18 protein-coding genes and 1 other annotated feature are annotated in these 19,938 nt (G+C 44.6%); of the genes, 13 read left to right on the top strand and 5 right to left on the bottom strand.

Features of this window, described 5'->3' with window-relative positions:
- Nucleotides 1-189: 189 nt before the first annotated feature.
- Nucleotides 190-396, bottom strand: a binding site (T-box leader).
- Between the two features lie 55 nt (nt 397-451).
- Nucleotides 452-1,627: an FtsW/RodA/SpoVE family cell cycle protein gene (locus tag HWX64_RS00680; protein ID WP_175986456.1), complete on the bottom strand. Its 1,176-nt coding sequence runs from the start codon at nt 1,625-1,627 to the stop codon at nt 452-454.
- Between the two features lie 488 nt (nt 1,628-2,115).
- On the opposite strand from HWX64_RS00680, the gene HWX64_RS00685 reads away from it, so the two are divergent.
- Complete coding sequence (locus tag HWX64_RS00685; RefSeq protein ID WP_175986458.1) at nt 2,116-2,892, top strand: hypothetical protein; 777 nt, start codon at nt 2,116-2,118, stop codon at nt 2,890-2,892.
- A 167-nt stretch (nt 2,893-3,059) separates the two neighbouring features.
- On the opposite strand, the gene HWX64_RS00690 is transcribed toward HWX64_RS00685, so the two are convergent.
- Nucleotides 3,060-3,548, bottom strand: coding sequence for a BsuPI-related putative proteinase inhibitor (locus HWX64_RS00690; RefSeq protein WP_175986459.1), 489 nt, complete (start codon nt 3,546-3,548; stop codon nt 3,060-3,062).
- Nucleotides 3,549-3,751: 203 nt separating this feature from the next.
- Here HWX64_RS00690 and HWX64_RS00695 point away from each other — a divergent pair, with 203 nt between their 5' ends.
- Nucleotides 3,752-4,408, top strand: coding sequence for a TVP38/TMEM64 family protein (locus tag HWX64_RS00695; protein WP_175986461.1), 657 nt, complete (start codon nt 3,752-3,754; stop codon nt 4,406-4,408).
- A gap of 37 nt (nt 4,409-4,445) precedes the next feature.
- Here HWX64_RS00695 and HWX64_RS00700 read toward each other — a convergent pair whose 3' ends face one another.
- Together HWX64_RS00700 and HWX64_RS00705 are read right to left on the bottom strand one after the other, a co-directional pair.
- Nucleotides 4,446-4,997 carry a GNAT family N-acetyltransferase gene (locus tag HWX64_RS00700; protein ID WP_254871003.1) on the bottom strand — a complete coding sequence of 184 codons (552 nt, stop codon included), beginning with the start codon at nt 4,995-4,997 and terminating at the stop codon, nt 4,446-4,448.
- Between the two features lie 122 nt (nt 4,998-5,119).
- A complete protein-coding gene (locus tag HWX64_RS00705) occupies nt 5,120-6,307 on the bottom strand; it encodes a dicarboxylate/amino acid:cation symporter (RefSeq protein ID WP_175986463.1) in 1,188 nt (395 codons plus the stop codon).
- 306 nt (nt 6,308-6,613) lie between these two features.
- Between HWX64_RS00705 and HWX64_RS00710 the strand changes: the two genes are divergently transcribed.
- The 7 genes from HWX64_RS00710 (at nt 6,614) to HWX64_RS00740 (ending at nt 15,453) form a co-directional block, all read left to right on the top strand.
- Nucleotides 6,614-7,693, top strand: coding sequence for a D-alanine--D-alanine ligase (locus HWX64_RS00710; protein WP_175986464.1), 1,080 nt, complete (start codon nt 6,614-6,616; stop codon nt 7,691-7,693).
- A 90-nt stretch (nt 7,694-7,783) separates the two neighbouring features.
- Nucleotides 7,784-9,172, top strand: a complete 1,389-nt coding sequence (gene murF / locus HWX64_RS00715) for a UDP-N-acetylmuramoyl-tripeptide--D-alanyl-D-alanine ligase (protein ID WP_175986466.1) — start codon at nt 7,784-7,786, stop codon at nt 9,170-9,172.
- A gap of 193 nt (nt 9,173-9,365) precedes the next feature.
- Nucleotides 9,366-10,055, top strand: a complete 690-nt coding sequence (locus tag HWX64_RS00720; protein ID WP_175986468.1) for a carboxylesterase — start codon at nt 9,366-9,368, stop codon at nt 10,053-10,055.
- A gap of 336 nt (nt 10,056-10,391) precedes the next feature.
- Entirely contained in the window at nt 10,392-11,903 is a 1,512-nt protein-coding gene (locus HWX64_RS00725) for a DEAD/DEAH box helicase (protein ID WP_303049474.1), read from the top strand.
- A gap of 458 nt (nt 11,904-12,361) precedes the next feature.
- Nucleotides 12,362-13,324 (top strand): UV DNA damage repair endonuclease UvsE, encoded by a 963-nt coding sequence (gene uvsE / locus HWX64_RS00730; protein WP_175986470.1) that lies wholly within the window; start codon nt 12,362-12,364, stop codon nt 13,322-13,324.
- Nucleotides 13,325-13,514: 190 nt separating this feature from the next.
- A complete protein-coding gene (locus tag HWX64_RS00735; protein WP_175986472.1) occupies nt 13,515-13,994 on the top strand; it encodes a PH domain-containing protein in 480 nt (159 codons plus the stop codon).
- Nucleotides 13,984-15,453, top strand: coding sequence for a PH domain-containing protein (locus HWX64_RS00740; RefSeq protein WP_254871005.1), 1,470 nt, complete (start codon nt 13,984-13,986; stop codon nt 15,451-15,453). Before HWX64_RS00735 ends, HWX64_RS00740 begins: the two co-directional genes overlap by 11 nt.
- Before the next feature lie 80 nt (nt 15,454-15,533).
- On the opposite strand, the gene HWX64_RS00745 is transcribed toward HWX64_RS00740, so the two are convergent.
- Nucleotides 15,534-16,118, bottom strand: a complete 585-nt coding sequence (locus HWX64_RS00745; RefSeq protein WP_175986473.1) for a rhomboid family intramembrane serine protease — start codon at nt 16,116-16,118, stop codon at nt 15,534-15,536.
- Between the two features lie 95 nt (nt 16,119-16,213).
- On the opposite strand from HWX64_RS00745, the gene acpS reads away from it, so the two are divergent.
- The 4 genes from acpS (at nt 16,214) to HWX64_RS00765 (ending at nt 19,934) form a co-directional block, all read left to right on the top strand.
- Nucleotides 16,214-16,564: a holo-ACP synthase gene (gene acpS / locus HWX64_RS00750; RefSeq protein ID WP_175986475.1), complete on the top strand. Its 351-nt coding sequence runs from the start codon at nt 16,214-16,216 to the stop codon at nt 16,562-16,564.
- A 205-nt stretch (nt 16,565-16,769) separates the two neighbouring features.
- Nucleotides 16,770-17,783 carry an outer membrane lipoprotein carrier protein LolA gene (locus HWX64_RS00755; RefSeq protein WP_175986477.1) on the top strand — a complete coding sequence of 338 codons (1,014 nt, stop codon included), beginning with the start codon at nt 16,770-16,772 and terminating at the stop codon, nt 17,781-17,783.
- 534 nt (nt 17,784-18,317) lie between these two features.
- Complete coding sequence (alr, locus tag HWX64_RS00760; RefSeq protein ID WP_175986478.1) at nt 18,318-19,502, top strand: alanine racemase; 1,185 nt, start codon at nt 18,318-18,320, stop codon at nt 19,500-19,502.
- A 150-nt stretch (nt 19,503-19,652) separates the two neighbouring features.
- On the top strand, nt 19,653-19,934 hold the full coding sequence (locus HWX64_RS00765) for a CopG family ribbon-helix-helix protein (RefSeq protein WP_032085355.1): 282 nt from the start codon (nt 19,653-19,655) through the stop codon (nt 19,932-19,934).
- Nucleotides 19,935-19,938 lie beyond the last annotated feature (4 nt).

Raw genomic sequence — 19,938 nt, forward strand, 5'->3', positions numbered from 1 at the left:
TTTAACTAGTTCTAGCTGTTGATTGGAGTGCAAGACGTAGACTCCTGCGGGAGAAGTGGCCAATGTGAGACCCCGCAGGAGCGGAGCGACGAGGAGGCTCACGGGTCACCCGCGGAAAGCGAAGTCTTGCACGGAAATCAACAGCGGTGATTAACAAAGGAAAAAATAAAAAAGCCCGTCTCTATTAAATATAGAGACGAGTTATAGCTCGCGGTACCACTCTTTTTCCCGAAGGGCGCTTATAGATTAACGGTTTTTAGCCGGTCTTTCCCTAATGATTTTCAAGAAAGACTTCTCAGAAGTGCGGTTCATTCCGGGTTTCACACCAGGCTTCCACCAACCCTGGCTCGCTATAGGGATCCACGTCAGAATTACTCTCTTCATCGTCGAATATCCTGTATATGATTAGATATTATTTTACACATATTGGAGATAAATACAACACTTATTGTTAAGAATCTTCTGAAGAGAACATATATGTTTTATGATGGAATCTCATACTGAATACAATTCCGAGAGCCAGCATATTTCCCATCAAGGAACTTCCCCCGTAACTAATGAACGGAAGCGGAATTCCCGTGATCGGCAGTAATTGAATCGTCATTCCGATGTTTTGGAAAACGTGGAATGTAATCATAGAGATAATTCCTGCGCATACATAGGCATTGAAAGGTTCTTTCGTATCCAAGGCTGTCTTGGTCAAGTGGTAGATTAACAGGAAAAATAAGCTGATGACGACACTTGCGCCGATGAATCCATATTCCTCACCGATGACACTGAAGATGAAATCGGTGTGGTTTTCAGGGATATATACTTCTCCGTCGCTATAGCCTTTTCCGAAGATCTGTCCGGATCCAATGGCATTCAAGGAGTTGATCAAGTGGAACCCTTCCAATTTGGAGTAGTTATAAGGGTCGAGCCAGGCATAAATCCGTCCAAATTGATAAGGTTCGAAACCTGTGTACTTTTCCAAGAATTCAGGAGCCCAAATCACGAGTGATAAGAGGATGCCCCCGACCACTCCGAGAAAGGCATAGATAGGAACGATCAGTTTCCACGTAATCCCTGAAACTAAGATAATACCTGTCATGATGGCTAAAATAACAAGGGATGTCCCAAGGTCTGGCTGCTTCATGATAAAAGCAAGGGGGACAAGGGTGGTAAAGCCGATCTTCAATAATAGTTGAAAGTCTGTCTGTAATGTTTTCCGGGTGGTGACTTCATTATGGTTCGTAATCACCCGGGCAAGAGCAAGAATCAGAAATGTCTTCATGAATTCTGAAGGCTGGATGGAACCGAGAGGCCCCAGCATGAACCAGCTTTTGGCTCCATTTCTATATGGTGCAATGCTTTCCGGTGAAATCAGCAGTACAAGCAGCAGGAGGATCCCCGCGCCGTACATATACCAGGCAAGGCGCTTATATTGTTCTGAATCGAAGAATAACGCACCTGCGATAATAATTCCCCCGACAACATACCAAAAAGCTTGTCGAATAACAAAATTTGTTCCATATTGACCTGAGGTTTGAGCACTGCTTATTCCAAGGGCACTGACGATAAAGAACATCATCAATAAAAAGACAAGACCCCAGTCAAATTTATCAGCAAAACGCTGGCGAGTTTCCATAATCATTTCACCTGAATTTCGTAAGATTTCACATTCCTAGTCTAATAGAAACGAAGGAAAATTTCTACTGGCTGCCATCCTGTTTTCCCTTCTTTTTCAACTCCTTATATGGAATGTTCGTTAACAAAGAAGAATTTGTTAAGGTATGTAATAAATGTTTTTCCATATATTACATGACCATTCTTGGAAGTCAAACCAGAAAGTCCCGATTTCAAATGTAACATTTCCTCTACTATTTAGCTAGAATAGTCACATCTGTAAAAAACAAGCATTTCTACACTATAGTGAAGGCTCATGTGCATTCTCTCTAACTGTATCCTATATAGTTTGGCAGGCATAATAAGTTTCTGTTCCTGTCAAATGACTTTTTTCGACAATTTCCTGCGACTTTTGTCATCATTTTGAAATGAAATAGAAAAGAACGATATCCTTATTTCTTTGCTAAAATAGATACATTAGATACGCATCGTGGAAATCAGATGGAGGGAATGTTTTTGAAGAACAAGCAAACAAAAGATATCATCTATGTGCATAAAAATATAGATCGGCAATATGTTGTTTCCTACGGGATTAATTTTCAGGAATTTGCTTTGAATACACCGCAGCCTCTGAAGAACCTGCTGTTGATCAAACATCAGTATGAGCATGGGGCCTTTAACATTCACACTCATCTTGAATATGTTGAACAGGAAGAAATGAACAAAATCATTCATGACAATGTGGACAGCTATGGTGACTTCTGCTGGATCGATTTCGACGAAGAAGCGGGTGTCAATGAATTAAACGGACAGGAAATTGCAGAGCTGCTCTATATGGGTCATCTGAAACAGCCGCTGGATGCCCCGTTTTATTCGAAATTGAATAACCGATACGCTTACCTCTCACACGACGATGGCTGGTTTAATAAAATTTATTACCGCGACTTTGATGATTTTTATCAACTATTAGGTTCAACGGTAGCGGCGAAGTTGGGAAGTGTCAAAGGCGGAAAAGGGTTATTCGGCATGAAAAAGGAAAAGCAGTATCCGGATGTCGGTACTCAAATCATCACTTCGTTTAAGGAAAAAATAAAAGAAGGGATGATCATTTCCATCGAGAAGGCCATTGTAAGCAGAGGGAAGATAGAAATCCCGATCTGGGTCATCGGAGACTATTTCAATATGGATGAAATGATAGAAGACTATCAACAATTCAGCAAATCCCCTGCAAATGGTTTGCTTGTTTTTGATCGTAAAACAAAGAGCTGGAGTTCCTCGATCCGTTAGGCAGGCACATGGGGAAAAAGCGGGGAATAAAGTATAGGGATGAAATCCGGGGCCACAGCCAGTTTACCCTATATCCCATCCTGAATAAGAGAAGGATTAATCTGCGTAAAGGACTTCATCAACCTTAGGTGTTGAATGAACTTCTTTACTTGGATTAATCCTTTTTATTATGGAACAAGAATGTCCTCAACCACTTTGTACTGACTTTCTCCCTTGGCTGTCAGCCATACTGTCAGTTTGTATGAACCGCTTTCAAGCTTGGGCAGAACGAGATTCCGGGAAAATTCCTCTCCTTGCTTCAGCGTGATTTCTTGAATGGCCTGCGTATACATCTTGTTTTCAGAATCCCGGTAAACGACAGCTCCATCCTTATCTCTTACTTCGAAGTCGATTGTTTGACCGGACGAAAACACAAAGGTCTTTTCTTTTTCTGTCTGATTTTTAATCTTGTACTCATAGACGGGCTGGCCGTTTTTTTCCTCTTGCTTGATTAAAGAAGGTTCCATGCTGCCTGCAACAATTCCTTTCTCTGATTGATTTGAATCAGGGGTGCCGCTTGTCTCTGTCTCGTTTTGTTCCGGTTCCTGGGAGGTTCCGCATCCGGCTAAACCGCCAAGGACGAGTGCCCCTGTCAGTGCAATGATCAGCTTCTTCATGTCCTATCACCTCTATTCTATTAGACTTCAGAAGATCAGAAAAGTTTCACTACTTTGTACCTTATTATAAAAGTAAGAACAATCACCCAGAAAATAGCCGATTGAACGGTAGAGTTGGTTTTATAGGGAGAGGGCAGTACAATGGAAGAAAGTAAACACTCGGCAGATAAAATAAACGCCTGAAAAGGATGGGAGGTAAGGCAATGAAGAAAAAAGAAATAATCAAGATGCTTGGATTCTTTGCCCTGCTTCTTATCCTTATTTGGGTCAGCCGCAGCTTTTGGGAGGTAAGACCGCACGACATAAGAGATTGGATCGTGTCGTTTGGATTGTGGGCACCTGTCGTTTTCATTCTTATCTTAACGTTCCGTCCGTTGGTGCTGTTTCCCACATCCATCTTTTCAATCGCGGCCGGGTTGGCATTTGGCCCTTACAACGGGATTGTTTTCATATTCATCGGAGCACTTGGAGGTGCAACTGTTGCGTATGCGGCTTCAAGCTTCCTTGGAATGACGATTTGGAGAAAGCCCTCTCCCAAAATGAATGCAGTCCGTGAAAAAATGACCGAGAATAGCTTCTTTTATATACTGATTCTCCGTTTGCTGCCGTTTTTGAATTTTGATCTGGTCAGTTATATAGCGGGTGCCGGAAAAGTACGCTACTTTCCTTACATTGCTGCCACCGCCATCGGGATCATCCCCGGGACGATCGGATTTGTTTTTTTCGGTTCCGGATTGAGCGGGGAAGACCGGATGCATCTCTATGTGGCTGTAGCAATGTTTATCATCCTTTCACTGCTTGTTTTCTTCACGAGAAAGAAATTGAAGATGTGGTTTGGCGATTCGAAGGATGATCAATAAAGAAGGGAGGAGGCCGGCACCATTGTCCTCCTCTTTTTTAATGGTTTGGTTTTTGATCCCATTCTTCCCGGATCATGCCCATCCTGATCGAGTCATAATAAATCCCATCGTAATATCTGCATTTTCTCATCCTTCCTTCAAGCTTCATGCCGATTTTTTCAGCTGCTCTCATCATCCGCTCATTACCGGACCAAGTGGTGATGCCGACCCTGCCGATCTCCTTCGTTTCAAATAGATGATCGACCCACAGGGATAAAGCCTCAGTCCCAAAGCCCCCATTCCAATAGGAAGGGTCATAAATGATAATGCCCGCTTCGAGCCACCTTGTCGGTTCATATTCCCAGTAGTAGCCTACGGTTCCGATGATTTTACCTTGTACTTCGATGATCCGCTGGTGGTCACTGTTTTTATCGATATTGGTAAGGAAAGAGCGTCTGTATTCTTCGAAAGGCAGTTGTTTGTGTTCGAAATAGGGGGCGTCCCACTTTTTCCACTGAGGTGACGCTTCTTTATGTATGTAATTCCATAGCGATTCGAGATCACTTTCTTCTATTTTTCTAAGGGTTACCCTTTGATTGGTTGAGTTCAAGATGTCGCACTCCTTTATTCTGGCTTACATATTTATTCTACAGAAGGGTGTTAGTTTCCTGTTACATACGAAAAAGGCCCGTCCCGCATCGCTTTAAAGCGATGCGGGACGGGCCTTGGATATCAGCTTGCTTTTACGTTTGTAACAGCTGCTTTCTTCTTGTTTGTCAGTTTGTCGACGATGGAAGTGATGGCACCGTCACCTGTGACGTTGCACGCCGTTCCGAAACTGTCTTGTGCAAGGTAAAGAGCGATCATGAGTGATGTCATCGTCGGACCGAATCCGAGCATGGATTCAAGAAGACCGAGGGCTGCCATCACGGCACCGCCTGGAACTCCCGGTGCAGCAATCATGGTAACGCCGAGCATGAGGATGAATGGGAACAGCTGCGAGAACTGCAGTGCTTCACCCTGGATGAACATGACCGCCATCGCACAGCTCACTAATGTGATCGTACTCCCTGATAAATGGATCGTTGCCAGCAGCGGCACCGAAAAATCAGAGATTCGTTCCCTGACACCTAACTTTTTCGTGCGTTCGAGTGTGACGGGGATCGTGGAAGCGGATGACTGCGTGCCGAGTGCTGTGAAATATGCGGGCAGCATTCCCTTCATCATCACGATCGGATTTTGTTTGCGCAATGTGCCGGCAGCTGTGTATTGGACTGCCAAAAAGAAAATATGCAATAAAATGATCATTACAAAGACTTTGGCGAACACAGACATGATGGCACTGACTTGGCCTCCCTGCGTCATGTTGGCGAAAATACCAAGGATGTGAAGCGGTAATAGAGGAATGATGATTTTTTCGATCACCATCTCTATGATGCTTCTAAACTCATTCATTCCCTTTTGGAGGGCGTCCCCTTTAATGGCAGCCATACCAAGACCGAGGGTGAAAGCGATCAAGAGCGCCGTCATGACACCCATCACCGGGGGCATGTCCACTGTGAAGAACCCTTTTAAGAGAGCTTCTTCCGGATTTTCAAATGATTGAGAAGTTTGATTTGCCAAGAGAGATGGGTAAATACTCTTAGCGACTGAATATGCAAGCAGTCCTGCAAGAACCGTGGAACCATATGCAAGTGCTGTAGTCAGTCCCAGCAGCTTTCCGGCCCCTTTACCCATTGACCCTATTCCAGGGGCAATGAAGCCTATGATGATCAATGGAATCGCGAACCCTAAGAAATTACCGAAAAGTCCATTAAACGTAGCGAATAATTTCACGATCCATTCTGGTGCAATCGATCCGATGACAATACCTAAAGCGATCCCCAACAGGATCCTGGGCAGTAAACCAAACTTTCTCATCTGGATGTCCTCCTTAAATGTACAAATGTTTTCGTTAGAAGGATTATACACCCGGAAGAATAATATTTTAAGAGGAAAGTGAATAGGCGGAATCTTAAATGTATTCTGATAAAATAAACCCCATCTCACTGTTGCGGGACTAGGCTGGGTGAACATACATATATATAGACGGAATCCCGATGAAGGATGGCTTATGAAACAAGGACAATGGAGGTAATTTTTATTTTCCATCTAATCATTCTTTCCCTTTGAGATGAAAGTGATAAAATAGAAACATCTATTGTTAATATTGGAGGTAACTCATTCATGAAAACCAAGCTTTGTTTATTGTACGGCGGTAAATCAGCCGAACATAATGTATCCCTGCAAACAGCCAAGGCGGTTATCGGAGCCTTGGACTTAAATAAATATGAAATTCATCCTGTTTTCATCTCAACAGAAGGCCAATGGATCAAAGGTCCTCAATTGAATGCTCCTGTTGAGGATGTAAAAGCACTGCAATTCAATAATGGAGAAGAAATCTCCCCTAATGCATTAAGTACAGCGATCACCCCGGCTTACTCCAAGGACAGCGAAGGCTACGATATGATCTTCCCGCTTCTCCACGGTCCCAATGGTGAGGACGGAACGGTCCAGGGGATGCTTGAATTATTGAACCTTCCTTACGTGGGTAACGGGGTCCTTGCATCTTCTGCCGGTATGGATAAAGTGATCATGAAGAACCTGTTTGCACAAGCTGGGATCCCTCAAGTGAACTACTCGTGGTTTATCCGCAGTGCTTGGAAGGCAAACCCGGAGAAGGCCTATCAACAAGTGGAAAACGAAATCGGATACCCTTGCTTTGTAAAACCTGCCAACCTCGGCTCATCCGTTGGAATCAGCAAATGTACATCCAAGGAAGAACTGGCAGCTGCCTTCGAGGAAGCGTTCCAATTCGACCGTAAAATCATCATCGAAGAAGGCGTTAAAGCACGTGAAATCGAACTTGGTGTGCTTGGCAATGATCAGCCGGAATGCTCGGTAGCAGGTGAGATCGTTCCGAAGAAAGATTTCTATGATTATAAGGCAAAATATGAAGACGGAGATACGGCACTGATCATCCCTGCAGAGGTGGATCAGGAAACATACGGGAAAATGAAAGAGATCGCGATCCAATCCTTCAAGGCCCTTGACTGCTCCGGACTCGTGCGTGCAGACTTCTTCCTTACTGAAGACGGCCGCATCTATATGAACGAAGTGAACACAATGCCTGGCTTCACGCCATTCAGTATGTTCCCGCTCCTATGGAAGCATACGGGTGTCGACTATCCTACACTGATCGGAAAGCTGGTCGAGCTCGGCATGGAGCGTCATCAAGAAAAACAGACAATCAAACATACGATGTAACATTTAAACACAGAAGGGACTGACTGGAGGATCAACATCTAAAAGCAGTCCCTCATCTGTTGTATTAACCACTCATAAAGGAGAAAGAAAATGTTTGAAAAAAGTATAAAAGAAACCTGTGAAATGCTTCACGTACAAAACGACCTTGCAGCATTCGAAGACCTCGTCATAAAAGGTGTAAGCATTGATACACGTAAAATTGAAAAAGGGAATCTGTTTGTCCCGTTCAAAGGTGAAAATGTCGACGGCCACCAATTCGTAAGGCAGGCGATCGAAAAGGGAGCGGCAGCAGCGCTTTGGGATAAGTATGTGCCAAACCCGCCGGCAGATATCCCTGTACTTGTCGTAGATGATCCACTTCTTGCCCTGCAGTCACTGGCAAACCAATACCGTCACCAGCTTGATCTGAGAGTGGTGGGCATCACAGGCAGCAACGGAAAGACAACCACGAAGGACATGGTCGCAAATCTTCTCAGCACGAAATATAAAGTGCACAAGACACAGGGGAACTACAATAACCATATCGGTCTGCCACTTACGATCCTCGCGCTGCCTAAGGATGCAGAAGTGGCCGTATTGGAAATGGGAATGAGCGGCTTTGGTGAAATCGAGCTGTTATCTGAGATATCCCAGCCGGATGCTGCGATCATCACAAATATCGGTGAATCTCATCTTCAAGACCTCGGTTCCCGTGAAGGCATTACCAAGGCAAAGCTCGAGATTGTCCAGGGGTTGAAGGAAGACGGGCTGTTCGCCTACTTCGGAGACGAGCCCCTTTTACAGGAGCGGGTAAGAGATTTACCGCTTAAACGCGTCGAGACGTTCGGCAGAAGTGAAACGAATTCCATTTATCCTGTCAAAATCGAAATGGACAACGCCGGCAGTCATTTTGAGACGTCTCTTTATGACGGGGAAACATTCTTCCTTCCTGTACTCGGCCAGCACAATATCCACAACGCCCTCGCAGCCATTTTGATTGCCAGGGAATTCGGTGTCTCTGTCGAGGACATGAAGAAAGGCATGGGGTCTCTTAAGCTTACACAGATGCGAATGGAGATGACGGAAGGAAAAAAGGGCGAGAAAATCATCAACGATGCCTATAACGCAAGTCCTACTTCCATGAAAGCGGCAATCCAGCTCGTTTCTGAACTAGGGGGCTTCAATACAAAAATGCTCGTACTCGGAGATATGCTGGAGCTTGGGGACAACGATGAGGAGTTCCACCAGGAAATCGGAAGAATGATCGACCCTGAGCAGATTCACCACGTATATACCTACGGAAAACTTGCTGAATTCATCGCAAAAGGTGCACGTGACAGGTTCACACCTGAAAACATCCATTCCTTCGAGGATAAGAAGGAACTTGCCGCTGCGCTGAAAAATCAGACAAAAAGCGGAGATCTGCTCCTATTCAAAGCCTCCAGGGGAATGAAACTTGAAGAAGTCATCGAAGCTTTGCAATCGGATGACACTGAGTAAAATCCAGGAAGAATGGCCAAAATGACATTATGCAGGTAGAGGGAGGATGTACTCCTTCTACCCTTTTACAAGAAACGATCTTAGGCAGTATGAGCATTTATTTTTGTTATGAAAGAGAAATCTTGCATGGAAATCACTAGCGGGGTTGAATAGAATTTTTATAAAAACAGTCTTCAAGTAAGTGGGGATCAAGATGATTGGATGTTTACTTATTCACGGCTTCACTGGCGGTCCTTATGAAGTCGAGCCTTTGGCAGAATATCTAAAAGAACGAACCGATTGGAAAATCGCTGTTCCTACTTTACCCGGTCATGGAGAAACGCTCGCTTTAAAGGGGATCAAGCATGTTGAATGGATCGACCACGCAGAAGAAGAATTGAAGAAACTCATCTCAACATGCGACAAGGTATATGTCATCGGGTTTTCGATGGGGGGCCTGATCGCCTCTTACCTATCCGTCAAATACAGCATCGACAAACTCGTGTTACTGAGTGCCGCTGCCTATTATTTGAATTTCAAGCAGCTGGCAAAAGAGATTGGTAATTTAATCAAGGAAGGGCTCCAGGGGAAAATACTTGAAAATGAACTCTACAATCGCTATAAATTTAAAATGACCAATACTCCGATTCTTTCTGCCTACGAGTTTAAAAAGGTGGTGCGTGTAGCCCGTCCTCTCCTTGAAAAAGTGGATATCCCAACTTTTATAGCACAGGGAGAAAATGATGGGATAGTCCCGCCTAAAAGTGCGAAATATATTTATGAGACCATTTCATCTGAAGAAAAAAACCTATATTACTCCTCAAAAGCCCAGCATTTAATATGTCACAGTGAAGATAAGCACGAATTATTTGGAGAGATCTACCATTTTCTGCAGAGTGAATAGATTGACTATTTTACAATAGATTGAAATTCATCTCTATAAGTGGTAACATAACTACAACATTGTTCTATTTGTTGGACGTGCGAGCTCTTCGAATTAGAAGAGTGTATTTTTTTGCATTAAGGTTGCAAAAACCGCACCGCGCCTTACAATAAGGTGTAATACACATTGCAGCAGACATTCCAATGGACATTGCAATATACATTAAAATAAACATCTCATATAGACGATTTTAGATTAGATACCGAAGTCTTTCGGTGTGTAAGATTTCGTTCCGATTTAAAAATATAATCAGCATAATTGATTAGTTATAAAAGATGTAAATCAAAAGGAGAATGAATAGCATTGACAAAGTTTTCAGATTTAAACTTAAGCGCATCTACGTTGAAATCAATTAAACGTATGGGCTTTGAAGAAGCAACCCCAATCCAGGCAAGTACAATCCCGGCAGGTCTAGAAGGTAAGGACATCATCGGTCAGGCACAAACGGGAACTGGTAAAACGACAGCGTTTGGTATCCCGATGATCGAAAAGATCGATATGAAGAACCCGAACGTCCAGGCTCTTGTCATCGCTCCGACCCGTGAACTTGCGATCCAGGTTTCTGAAGAATTATACCGCATCGGATCAGATAAGCGTGCACGCGTATTATCTGTATACGGCGGACAGGATATCCAGCGTCAAATCCGTGCGATGAAAAAGAACCCTCATATCATCGTAGGTACACCTGGACGTCTTCTTGACCACATCAAGCGCCGCACGCTGAAGCTTGATAACGTTGAAACATTGGTACTGGACGAAGCAGACGAAATGCTGAACATGGGCTTCATCGAAGACATCGAAAGCATCCTTGAAACTGTGCCAAGCACAAGACAAACACTTCTATTCTCTGCAACAATGCCGGATCCGATCCGCCGCATTGCAGAGCGTTTCATGACAGAACCTGAACTGATCAAGGTAAAGTCCAAAGAAGTAACGGTTTCAAATATTGAACAGTACTTCACAAAAGTAACGGAAAAAGAAAAGTTTGATGTATTGTCCCGTTTGATCGACGTACAATCACCTGAACTTGCGATTGTATTCGGTCGTACAAAGCGCCGTGTAGATGAACTGTCACGTGCCCTTAGCATCCGCGGTTACCTTGCAGAAGGAATTCACGGGGACCTTTCCCAGGCGCGCCGTATGACGGTTCTTAAAAAGTTCAAAGAAGGGCGCATCGACATCCTGATCGCAACGGATGTTGCAGCACGCGGACTTGATATCTCAGGCGTAACTCACGTATACAACTTTGATATCCCACAAGATCCTGAAAGCTACGTTCACCGTATCGGACGTACTGGCCGTGCAGGTAAAAAAGGTATGTCCATCACGTTCGTAACACCAAGAGAAATGGGTTACCTGCGTGTAGTGGAACAAACAACGAAGAAGAAAATGATGGGCCTTAAGCCACCAAGCCATAACGAAGCACTTGAAGGCCAGCAGCGCCTTGCTTTGGATAAGCTGATTGAAGCGGCGAAAGAAAGCGACATTAAGGATTACTCTCAATTTGCAGAGGAATTCCTGAATGACCACGATCCAATCCAGGCAGTCGCAGCAGCGATCAAAGTCCTTACAAAAGAGCCGGACACAACTCCTGTGGAAATCACAGAAGAACGTCCATTGCCATCAAGAGGCGGCGGCAATCGCGGCGGCTACAAAGGCGGATCACGCAGCGGCAAAGGCGGCGGACGCGGGGGCAGCGGTCCACGTGGCGGCGGTTCACGCGGCGGATCATCCCGTGGCGGCGATCGCCGCGGCGGCGGAAGACCACAATCTTCCGGCGGCCGACGCAAGTCTTATAACAATAACTAATATGGTTTGATGAGAACACGATGACCCTTTTGTAGGGTTGTCGTGTTTTTTTGTTTTTGTGGGGGCTGGCGTTGGCGTTGGACGTTCCTGTTGCGGTTCTGGCTGGGAGTGGAGCCCGGGCTTTGTGTAGGCAAAGAAAATTCGACAGGATGCACGTATTCTTTTGAAAGTGGAATGTATTTTTAAAAATTGGTTTGTAAATCTGAAATCTTGCATGAAAATCTCAAAACCTGCACGTAAACCTCTAAAAGTGGAATGAAACGCTTATAACAAACAGGGAACTAAGGACCTTTTTAGATATTTCATCTCCCAGAACCGCACATCTCCTATTGAATTCTTCAGACCTGAAAATCCTAGGTTCCGGAAAAGGAACAACCTACCACAAAGAATTTTCATAATAAACATGAATCGCACCCTCCCCGCACATACTAACCAATAAAAAAGGAGCCCCATCCACCATGACTCTCATCCGACTCGGCTATGTGGCCATGAGCATGAATCTTCAGAATGCCTCGCCGTCACAGACGATGACATACAAGCAATTTTCATCGATAAAAGATCGGGAAGCGGCAATCGCCAAGCTTGAGCGCATCGCCCGTTCCAATCTGGAGAATTGCCTGCGTCTTTTAAAGCATAATGTTCTTCACGACATTCACTTTTTCCGTTTCAGTTCGAAGCTGATTCCGCTTGCGAACCATCCTGAACTTAAGGGGTGGGATTTTATCTCGCCCTTAAAGCCAGAACTGATCAAAATTAAAGAATATTTACAAGCTCACCCGATGCGTGTTGATTTTCATCCTGATCATTTTGTGCTTCTGAACACCAGCGACGCGGACGTGCTCAAGAATACGTTCAATACGCTCAAGATGCACAGAGATCTGCTGAAGGGCATAGGGGTCGATCCGACGCACCGCTGTGTTTTGCATGTGGGAGGAGCCTATGATGATAAGGAAAAGGCGCTTGAACAGTTTATTCACAATTGGGGTCTTACACCCCCTTCTCTACAGGAAATGATCATATTGGAAAATGATGATACCGTGTTCAGTGCTGCGGATGCGCTATATCTTTGTGAAAAGCTGGGTGTTCCCCAGGTTTTCGACTATCATCATCACCTTGCCTACCATGAGAGGGATTGGCAAGAGGATTGGGAGAGGGTCGTATCGACGTGGAGTCAGTCTCCATTGCCCGTCAAAATGCATATCTCCAGTCCGCGTTCTGACAAGGATTACAAAGCACACGCCGATTATATTGACCCTGATATGTTCCTGGAATTTTTAAAAGGCATCAAGGGGTCGGTCGATCAGGTGGACTGCATGATTGAAGCCAAGAAAAAAGATGATGCATTGTTCCGGCTGGTTGAGGATTTGAAAGATGTCAAGGACACTGAATGGGTCGATCAGTCGTCCTTTGTCATAAAATAAATGTCAAATGTCTGCAAATAACGATTATGTCGGAGTTTGCAGTCGTTTTTTTGTTGGAAGCACACTTTTTAGTTTATAGAACGTCCTCAAATTTAAACTTTTCACCCCGTCGGCTGAAACCAATCCTATCCACAAACGTAAACATACTGTAAGATTTATACATAAGGATATAGACAAAAGGAGGATGGGTATGAGAGGAGAGCCCCAGAAACGGATTTCCCCGAAGGCACTGAAGGTGTGGAGGCTGCATGGTGTGATGCAGACTGTGGTGCTGGCTATAGTGGTGGCTGGTGTCGTGGTGTTATCAACGATATTTGATTGGCCGGTTTGGATCATGGTCTCAGCGATCGGTGTGCTGCTCTTGTTTACATATATGATGATCTTTTTTCTTCCGTCGATTCGCTGGAAGCGGTGGAGGTATGAAGTGAGGGAGCAGGAGATCGAGCTCCAAAGAGGGTTTATTTTTGTAAAGCGGACGCTGGTGCCGATGGTCAGGGTTCAACATGTTGATACGGTACAGGGTCCGATTTTAAAGAGATACAATTTATCTACGATCACGATTTCAACTGCTGCCACGGTTCATGAAATTCCTGCTCTCGATACAGGGGAAGCGGATGAACTGAGACATTCCATATCCTTACTGGCGAGGGTGGCGGAAGATGATGTCTGAATATAAACGACTGCATCCGATTTCTGCGGTAGCAAGTTTTTTGAAACAATTAAAAGAATTGATCATCCCGTTCGTCCTGTTGTTTGTTCTGAACAGCAGGGGAGAGAAGAGCGGGTTCTGGGATTACATGCCCCTCATTTCAATGGGGGCGGTACTGGTGATCGTGCTTGTAGCAGGGGTGATCAAGTGGCTGCGGTTCACTTATCGTTTAGAAGAGGGTGAACTGAGGATCGAATATGGACTTTTTGTAAAAAAGAAGCGCTATATCCCGTTTGACCGGATTCAAAGCTTGAACTTTTCAGAGGGAATCATCCACAGGCCCTTTGGATTGGTCAAGGTCAAGGTGGAGACAGCGGGATCATCGAATCCGAGAGAATCGGAGGCTGAGCTGACTGCCATTTTGAAAGAAGAAGCCTTGGATCTTGAAAGAATCATTTACAGTGAGAAGAAGAAGGATCAACAGCCGATGCAAGCGGATGAAGAGCAGTCCATCGATGTAGCGGCTATGCCAAAAGAAGAAAAATGGGTTTTTAATATGAGTGCCAAGGATATTTTGGTGCTAGCTTTGACCTCTGGAGGAGTCGGTGTTATTTTATCGGGGGCGGCCGTCTTTTTATCGCAGTTATCAGATTTCATACCGTATGAAATGATCTTTGACGAAATCATGGTGTTCGTGAAAAGTGGATTGGTGATCATTGCCGTGATGTCGTTTGTCATCCTGCTCGTCGCCTGGATTTTTTCAGTTGCATGGACATTCGTGCTGTATGGTGATTTTAAAATCAGGCTGAGCGATGAAAATATCGTCATTACGAGAGGCCTCTTGGAGAAAAAACAGATCACCGTCCCGCTGAACCGGGTGCAGGGAATCAGAGTTGTTGAGAACCCGGTGCGTCAGTTGTTTGGCTACTGTACCGTCGTGATTGAAAACGCTGGGGGATCTGTGCTTGAGAAAGACAGTTCGACGATCAAGCTGATGCCTGTTGTGAAGAAGAAGAGAGTTCCGGGGCTGCTTAACGAAATATTCCCTGAATACATTCTGACTGAGGATTTCCAGCGCCTGCCGAAACGTGCACTCAGAAGATATATCTTTCGTGCGGCGGATTGGGTGATCATCCCGGTTATCATCATGGCGATCATGTATTGGCCGCTTGGTCTTTTCAGTATCCTGCTCGCTGTTCCTTTCGGCTTGCTGGGCTTCTTTCAGCATCGTACCGGGGGATGGAGAATCAACGATAATCAATTATCTCTGAGGTACCGGGGGATTTTAAAGCATACCGCTTATATGAAAAAAAGCAGGATTCAATCGCTTGACTCCAGGCAGAGCTGGTTTCAGGCAAGAAGAAATTTGAGCAGCATCTCCACTACGCTCAAGTCCGGACAAACGGGTTATTCAAGTGAAGTGAAGGATTTAGAATTAGAAGATGCAGCTGAAATTTATAAATGGTTTTCACATGAATAGTTTAAAAAGGTGATCCGCTGAAAGAATAAGCGGGTCACCTTTTTTTATGCTCAGTCAGTATATGAAACGGAGCATGACAATCATTTCTTTCCGGAAATCCAACCGATGATAAATCCGCCAAGCAAACCGAAAATGTGAGCGGTGATGTTAATGCCTGATTGCATGAATGTCATCACCACGCCGATCACGATGATCGGGAGAATGACTTGGCGGCTTTCTCGGGTGATGAACTGTTTTTTCAGCAGAATCATGGCGATGTAAAAGCCGAACAGTCCGAATATCGCACCTGAAGCCCCGACATGACTGTAGGTTAAAGGCTTTATGAGATAGGTAATAATATTAGCGAAGATCCCGCTGGCCAGGTAAAGAAGGATGAACCTGAATTTGCCCAGATAATGTTCCAGCGGCGGTCCGAATAAGACGAGTGAAAAAGAGTTGAATAGAAGGTGGGCGAAACCGAGGTGAACGAAGATTGGCGTAACCAGCCTCCACCAATCACCTTCTTTGATGAACAGATTCACCCCTGCCAGCTGCTCATACACCCAGCGCTGCGGGAAAATGGGAAGGGAACTCACTAAATAAAGAACAATATGGATGAACACGATCAGTGAAATGACCGGATATAACCGTAAAAATTGCGGGAAGCTTTCCGTTCTGACAAACATAGTGTATCCTCCTAATAGAAAAGTACCGTACAACATGAGTTCATTATACTATAAACTATATGAGAAACAGGACAAGAGTAGAAGGAGATCTGCATATGATTACAGGGATCGGGTTAGATATAATCGAAATCAAACGTATACAGCAAACAGTCGAGCGGCAGCCGAAACTGATCAAGAGGGTGCTGACTGTGAATGAGCAGGATGAGCTGGCGGCGCTGACCGGTTCCCGGTCCGTTGAATTCATTGCCGGGAGGTTTGCTGCGAAGGAAGCTTTCGCAAAAGCCAATGGAACGGGGATCGGCCATGACCTTTCTTTTCAAGATATCGAAATAAGCAAGGATGAGAACGGCAAACCGTTTTTTTCAAAGCCTTACGGAGTGAACGCGCATTTGTCGATCACCCACAGCAGGGAATACGCCGCAGCGCAAGTTGTGATTGAAAAATAAAAAAGTGTGAGCTTGTCATCTTCACTAGCATATTAGCCGAGGTTGTCTCATATATTCAGTAGTGCAATAGGAGAGACAAGGCTAGGTATAACTGTCGGTGCACCCGATTGTAAGAGAGACAAAGATAAAGAACGTCTTATTCTTATACCGTCTAGCTTTCCCCTCTCTCAATTACGTTTATCTTGAGACAAAAGGGGTTGAAAAAATGAAGAAAAAGCTAGTGATACTAGTGATGGCCATGCTTGCAGTGCTGATGCTGGCTGCTTGCGGCGAGAAATCGAAGGAAGACGTGACAAAGGATCTTAAGTCAAAGGTAGAGGACATGAAGGGGTATAAAGCGGACGCCAAAATGACACTTCAGGTTGGCGATGAACCACAGACCTATGACGTGGAAGTTTGGCATAATAACCCTAATTACTACCGGGTGGCTCTTAAAAACGCCGCGAAGGATCAAAGTCAAATGATTCTCCGTAACGATGAAGGAGTATTTGTCCTGACCCCTGCACTGAATAAGAGCTTCCGCTTCCAAAGCGAATGGCCTAATAACAGCAGTCAGGCTTACCTGTACGAATCTCTTGTTCAAGATGTACTCGAGGATAAAGAAGCGCAGTTCAAAGAAACGAAGAACCATTATGTATTTACAACGAAAACACGTTATCAGAACAAGCAGATGCTTCCGACTCAGGAGATTGCTTTTAACAAGAAAGATCTTTCCCCTGCAACCGTCAAGGTGATGGATGCGGATAATAACTCTCTTGTAAAAGTGGAGTTCTCCAAGATGGATATGAAAGCTGCGTTTGATAAAAAAGACTTTGATATGAAAAAGAACATGACAGGCGCCCAGCTTGAAGTTCCGGTTACAGCAAACGTGGAAGACAAGGAGTTCACTGTCCTCTACCCTATGTCTGAAATTACGGGAACTGAATTGGTTGAAGAAAAAGAAGTGGCGACTGAAAACGGGAAGCGCGTCGTCCTGACGTATGACGGTGAGAAATCATTTACGATCATCCAGGAAAAAACCACAGTGGTCCCTACCATGACGGTTTCGACATCACTCAAGGGAGAGCTTGTTGATTTAGGGTTCACAGTGGCGGCAATGACCGATACGTCCATCAGATGGACAAATAACGGCATTGACTACATGCTTGCTTCGAGTGACCTGACTCCTTCCGAAATGGTGATGCTTGCTCAGTCGGTTCAAGGATCCATGGTGAAATAGAGAGTAAATAAACGGGGCAGACCTTATTGGTTTGCCTCTTTTCTTTTTGTTGTGTTGCTTATGGGTCACCGGCAAGTAGGGGAATGTCGGACATTTTTTTAGCATTTATGCCTTCGATTTTTTAAAAACAGGCAGTTTTTAATAAGATAGGCGCTTTACTAAGTCGTCATAAAACTGCTTTTAGGTTAGATTTACAACCTGAAATAAGCCGCCGGTCATTAATTGTGCCGGTTTCAGGATTATTGTGCCGGAATCCCGGTAATTGTGCCGGTTTCAAATAATTGTGCCAAAACCCCAATAATTGTGCCGAAATCAAAATAATCGTGCCGCTTTGTCGAATAATCTTGATAGATCTCCTCCGTCGCCCCCATGTTGTCTCAATCGGCCCCCGCACCGGTACACCCCGACTATCACACCCCCACAAAGATCCTTGCCACCCGAAAATTAATTTGACACAATAAGAGAATAGATGAATAATCAAAGATATTCTTGAATAGACTGACAATGTTTTGTTGATATGAGGAAGTGACCATAGTGGAAACACAGACGCAGTTCTTTCGTGATACATGGGCAGAAATTAATCTCGATTATTTAACGGAAAATATTAAAAATATCAAGCAGCATATCGCTTCTGATGAAGTGGAGATGTTTGCGGTCGTAAAGGCAAATGCATACGGACACGGCGATGTCCAAGTCGCATTGACTGCTTTGGAAGCAGGGGCCCACGGCCTTGCGGTTGCTTTCCTTGATGAGGCCATTTCGTTAAGAAAAGGAGGGGTCCAAGCGCCGATACTTGTGCTCGGTGCCACACGGGCGAAAGATGTGAACCTGGCATCTTTCCACAATATTTCATTGACGACCTTCAGTTTGGAGTGGCTTGAAGAAGCGGCAAATGAATTGGAAGAAACGTCTTCATTAAGGCTTCACATTAAATGTGATACCGGGATGGGCAGAATAGGGGTCCGTTCTGCAGAAGAGCTGAAGAAGATGGAGACATTCATTAATTCATCCAGCAGGCTTCATTTAGAGGGGATTTTCACACACTACGCTACTGCTGACGAACTGGATGATACCTACCTTGACCGCCAGCTGGAAATGTTCGAAGAGATGCTTGGTGTGCTGGATGAACGTCCCCGATACGTTCACTCATCCAATAGCGCTGCAGCCTTGCGGAAATCAACTACCCATTTCAATGCCGTCAGGGTAGGGATTGCGATGTATGGTCTTTCTCCATCTCAGGAAATGAAGGGGGTACTGCCCTTTCCGCTTAAGGAGGTTTTTTCCCTCCACTCAAGGTTGATTTATACGAAAGAACTTAAAGCGGGGGATAAGATCAGCTACGGAGCCACATATGAGTCGTCTGGCAATGAATGGATCGGGACGATACCGATTGGTTATGCAGATGGCTGGCTGAGAAAGCTGCAGGGGCAGCAGGTCATCGTGGATGGGAAAAGGTCTCCGATAGTCGGCAGGATCTGTATGGATCAATGCATGATCTCACTGCCTGGGCCGTTGAAGCCGGGCGCGAAGGTCACCCTTATCGGGATTGAGGAGGATGAAGCGGTTTCAATTGATGAGATTGCTGAAAAACTCGAGACGATCAATTATGAAATTCCTTGTATCATTTCTACAAGAGTTCCAAGGATTTATATAAGGAACGGAAGGCCTGCGGAAGTATCTAATAAACTATTATCTACAGGCGGGGAAATGAAAAATTGAAAACATATGAATTTTAATGAATAATTAGCATTTTATATGGCGGATACTAGAAGAGATTGATAAATTGTCTTTTCATTCCCGTTATTTAATGGTATGATTAGTATGTTATTGAACAGAAACGGTATGTAGTGATTGGTGGAGGTGTAGTTTGTGTCTGAGTCCAGCGCAACAACAGAAATCTTAATTCGTCTGCCGCAACAGCTCGTTACAGAACTAGACGGCTTTGCAGATCAAGAGAATGTGAATCGCAATGAGTTTATTTATCGTGCAACCAAAATGTATTTACGAGAGCGTAAAAAGCGACAACTACGTGAATCTATGAGACGCGGCTATATGGAGATGGCTAAGATCAATCTTGCAATCGCTTCTGAAGCGATCCAAGCAGAATATGAGGCAGAACATACAGTCGAACGCTTAGTAAGCGGAGGTTAATCCT

The sequence above is a fragment of the Bacillus sp. Marseille-Q1617 genome, assembly GCF_903645295.1.
Classification (GTDB): domain Bacteria; phylum Bacillota; class Bacilli; order Bacillales; family Bacillaceae_B; genus Rossellomorea.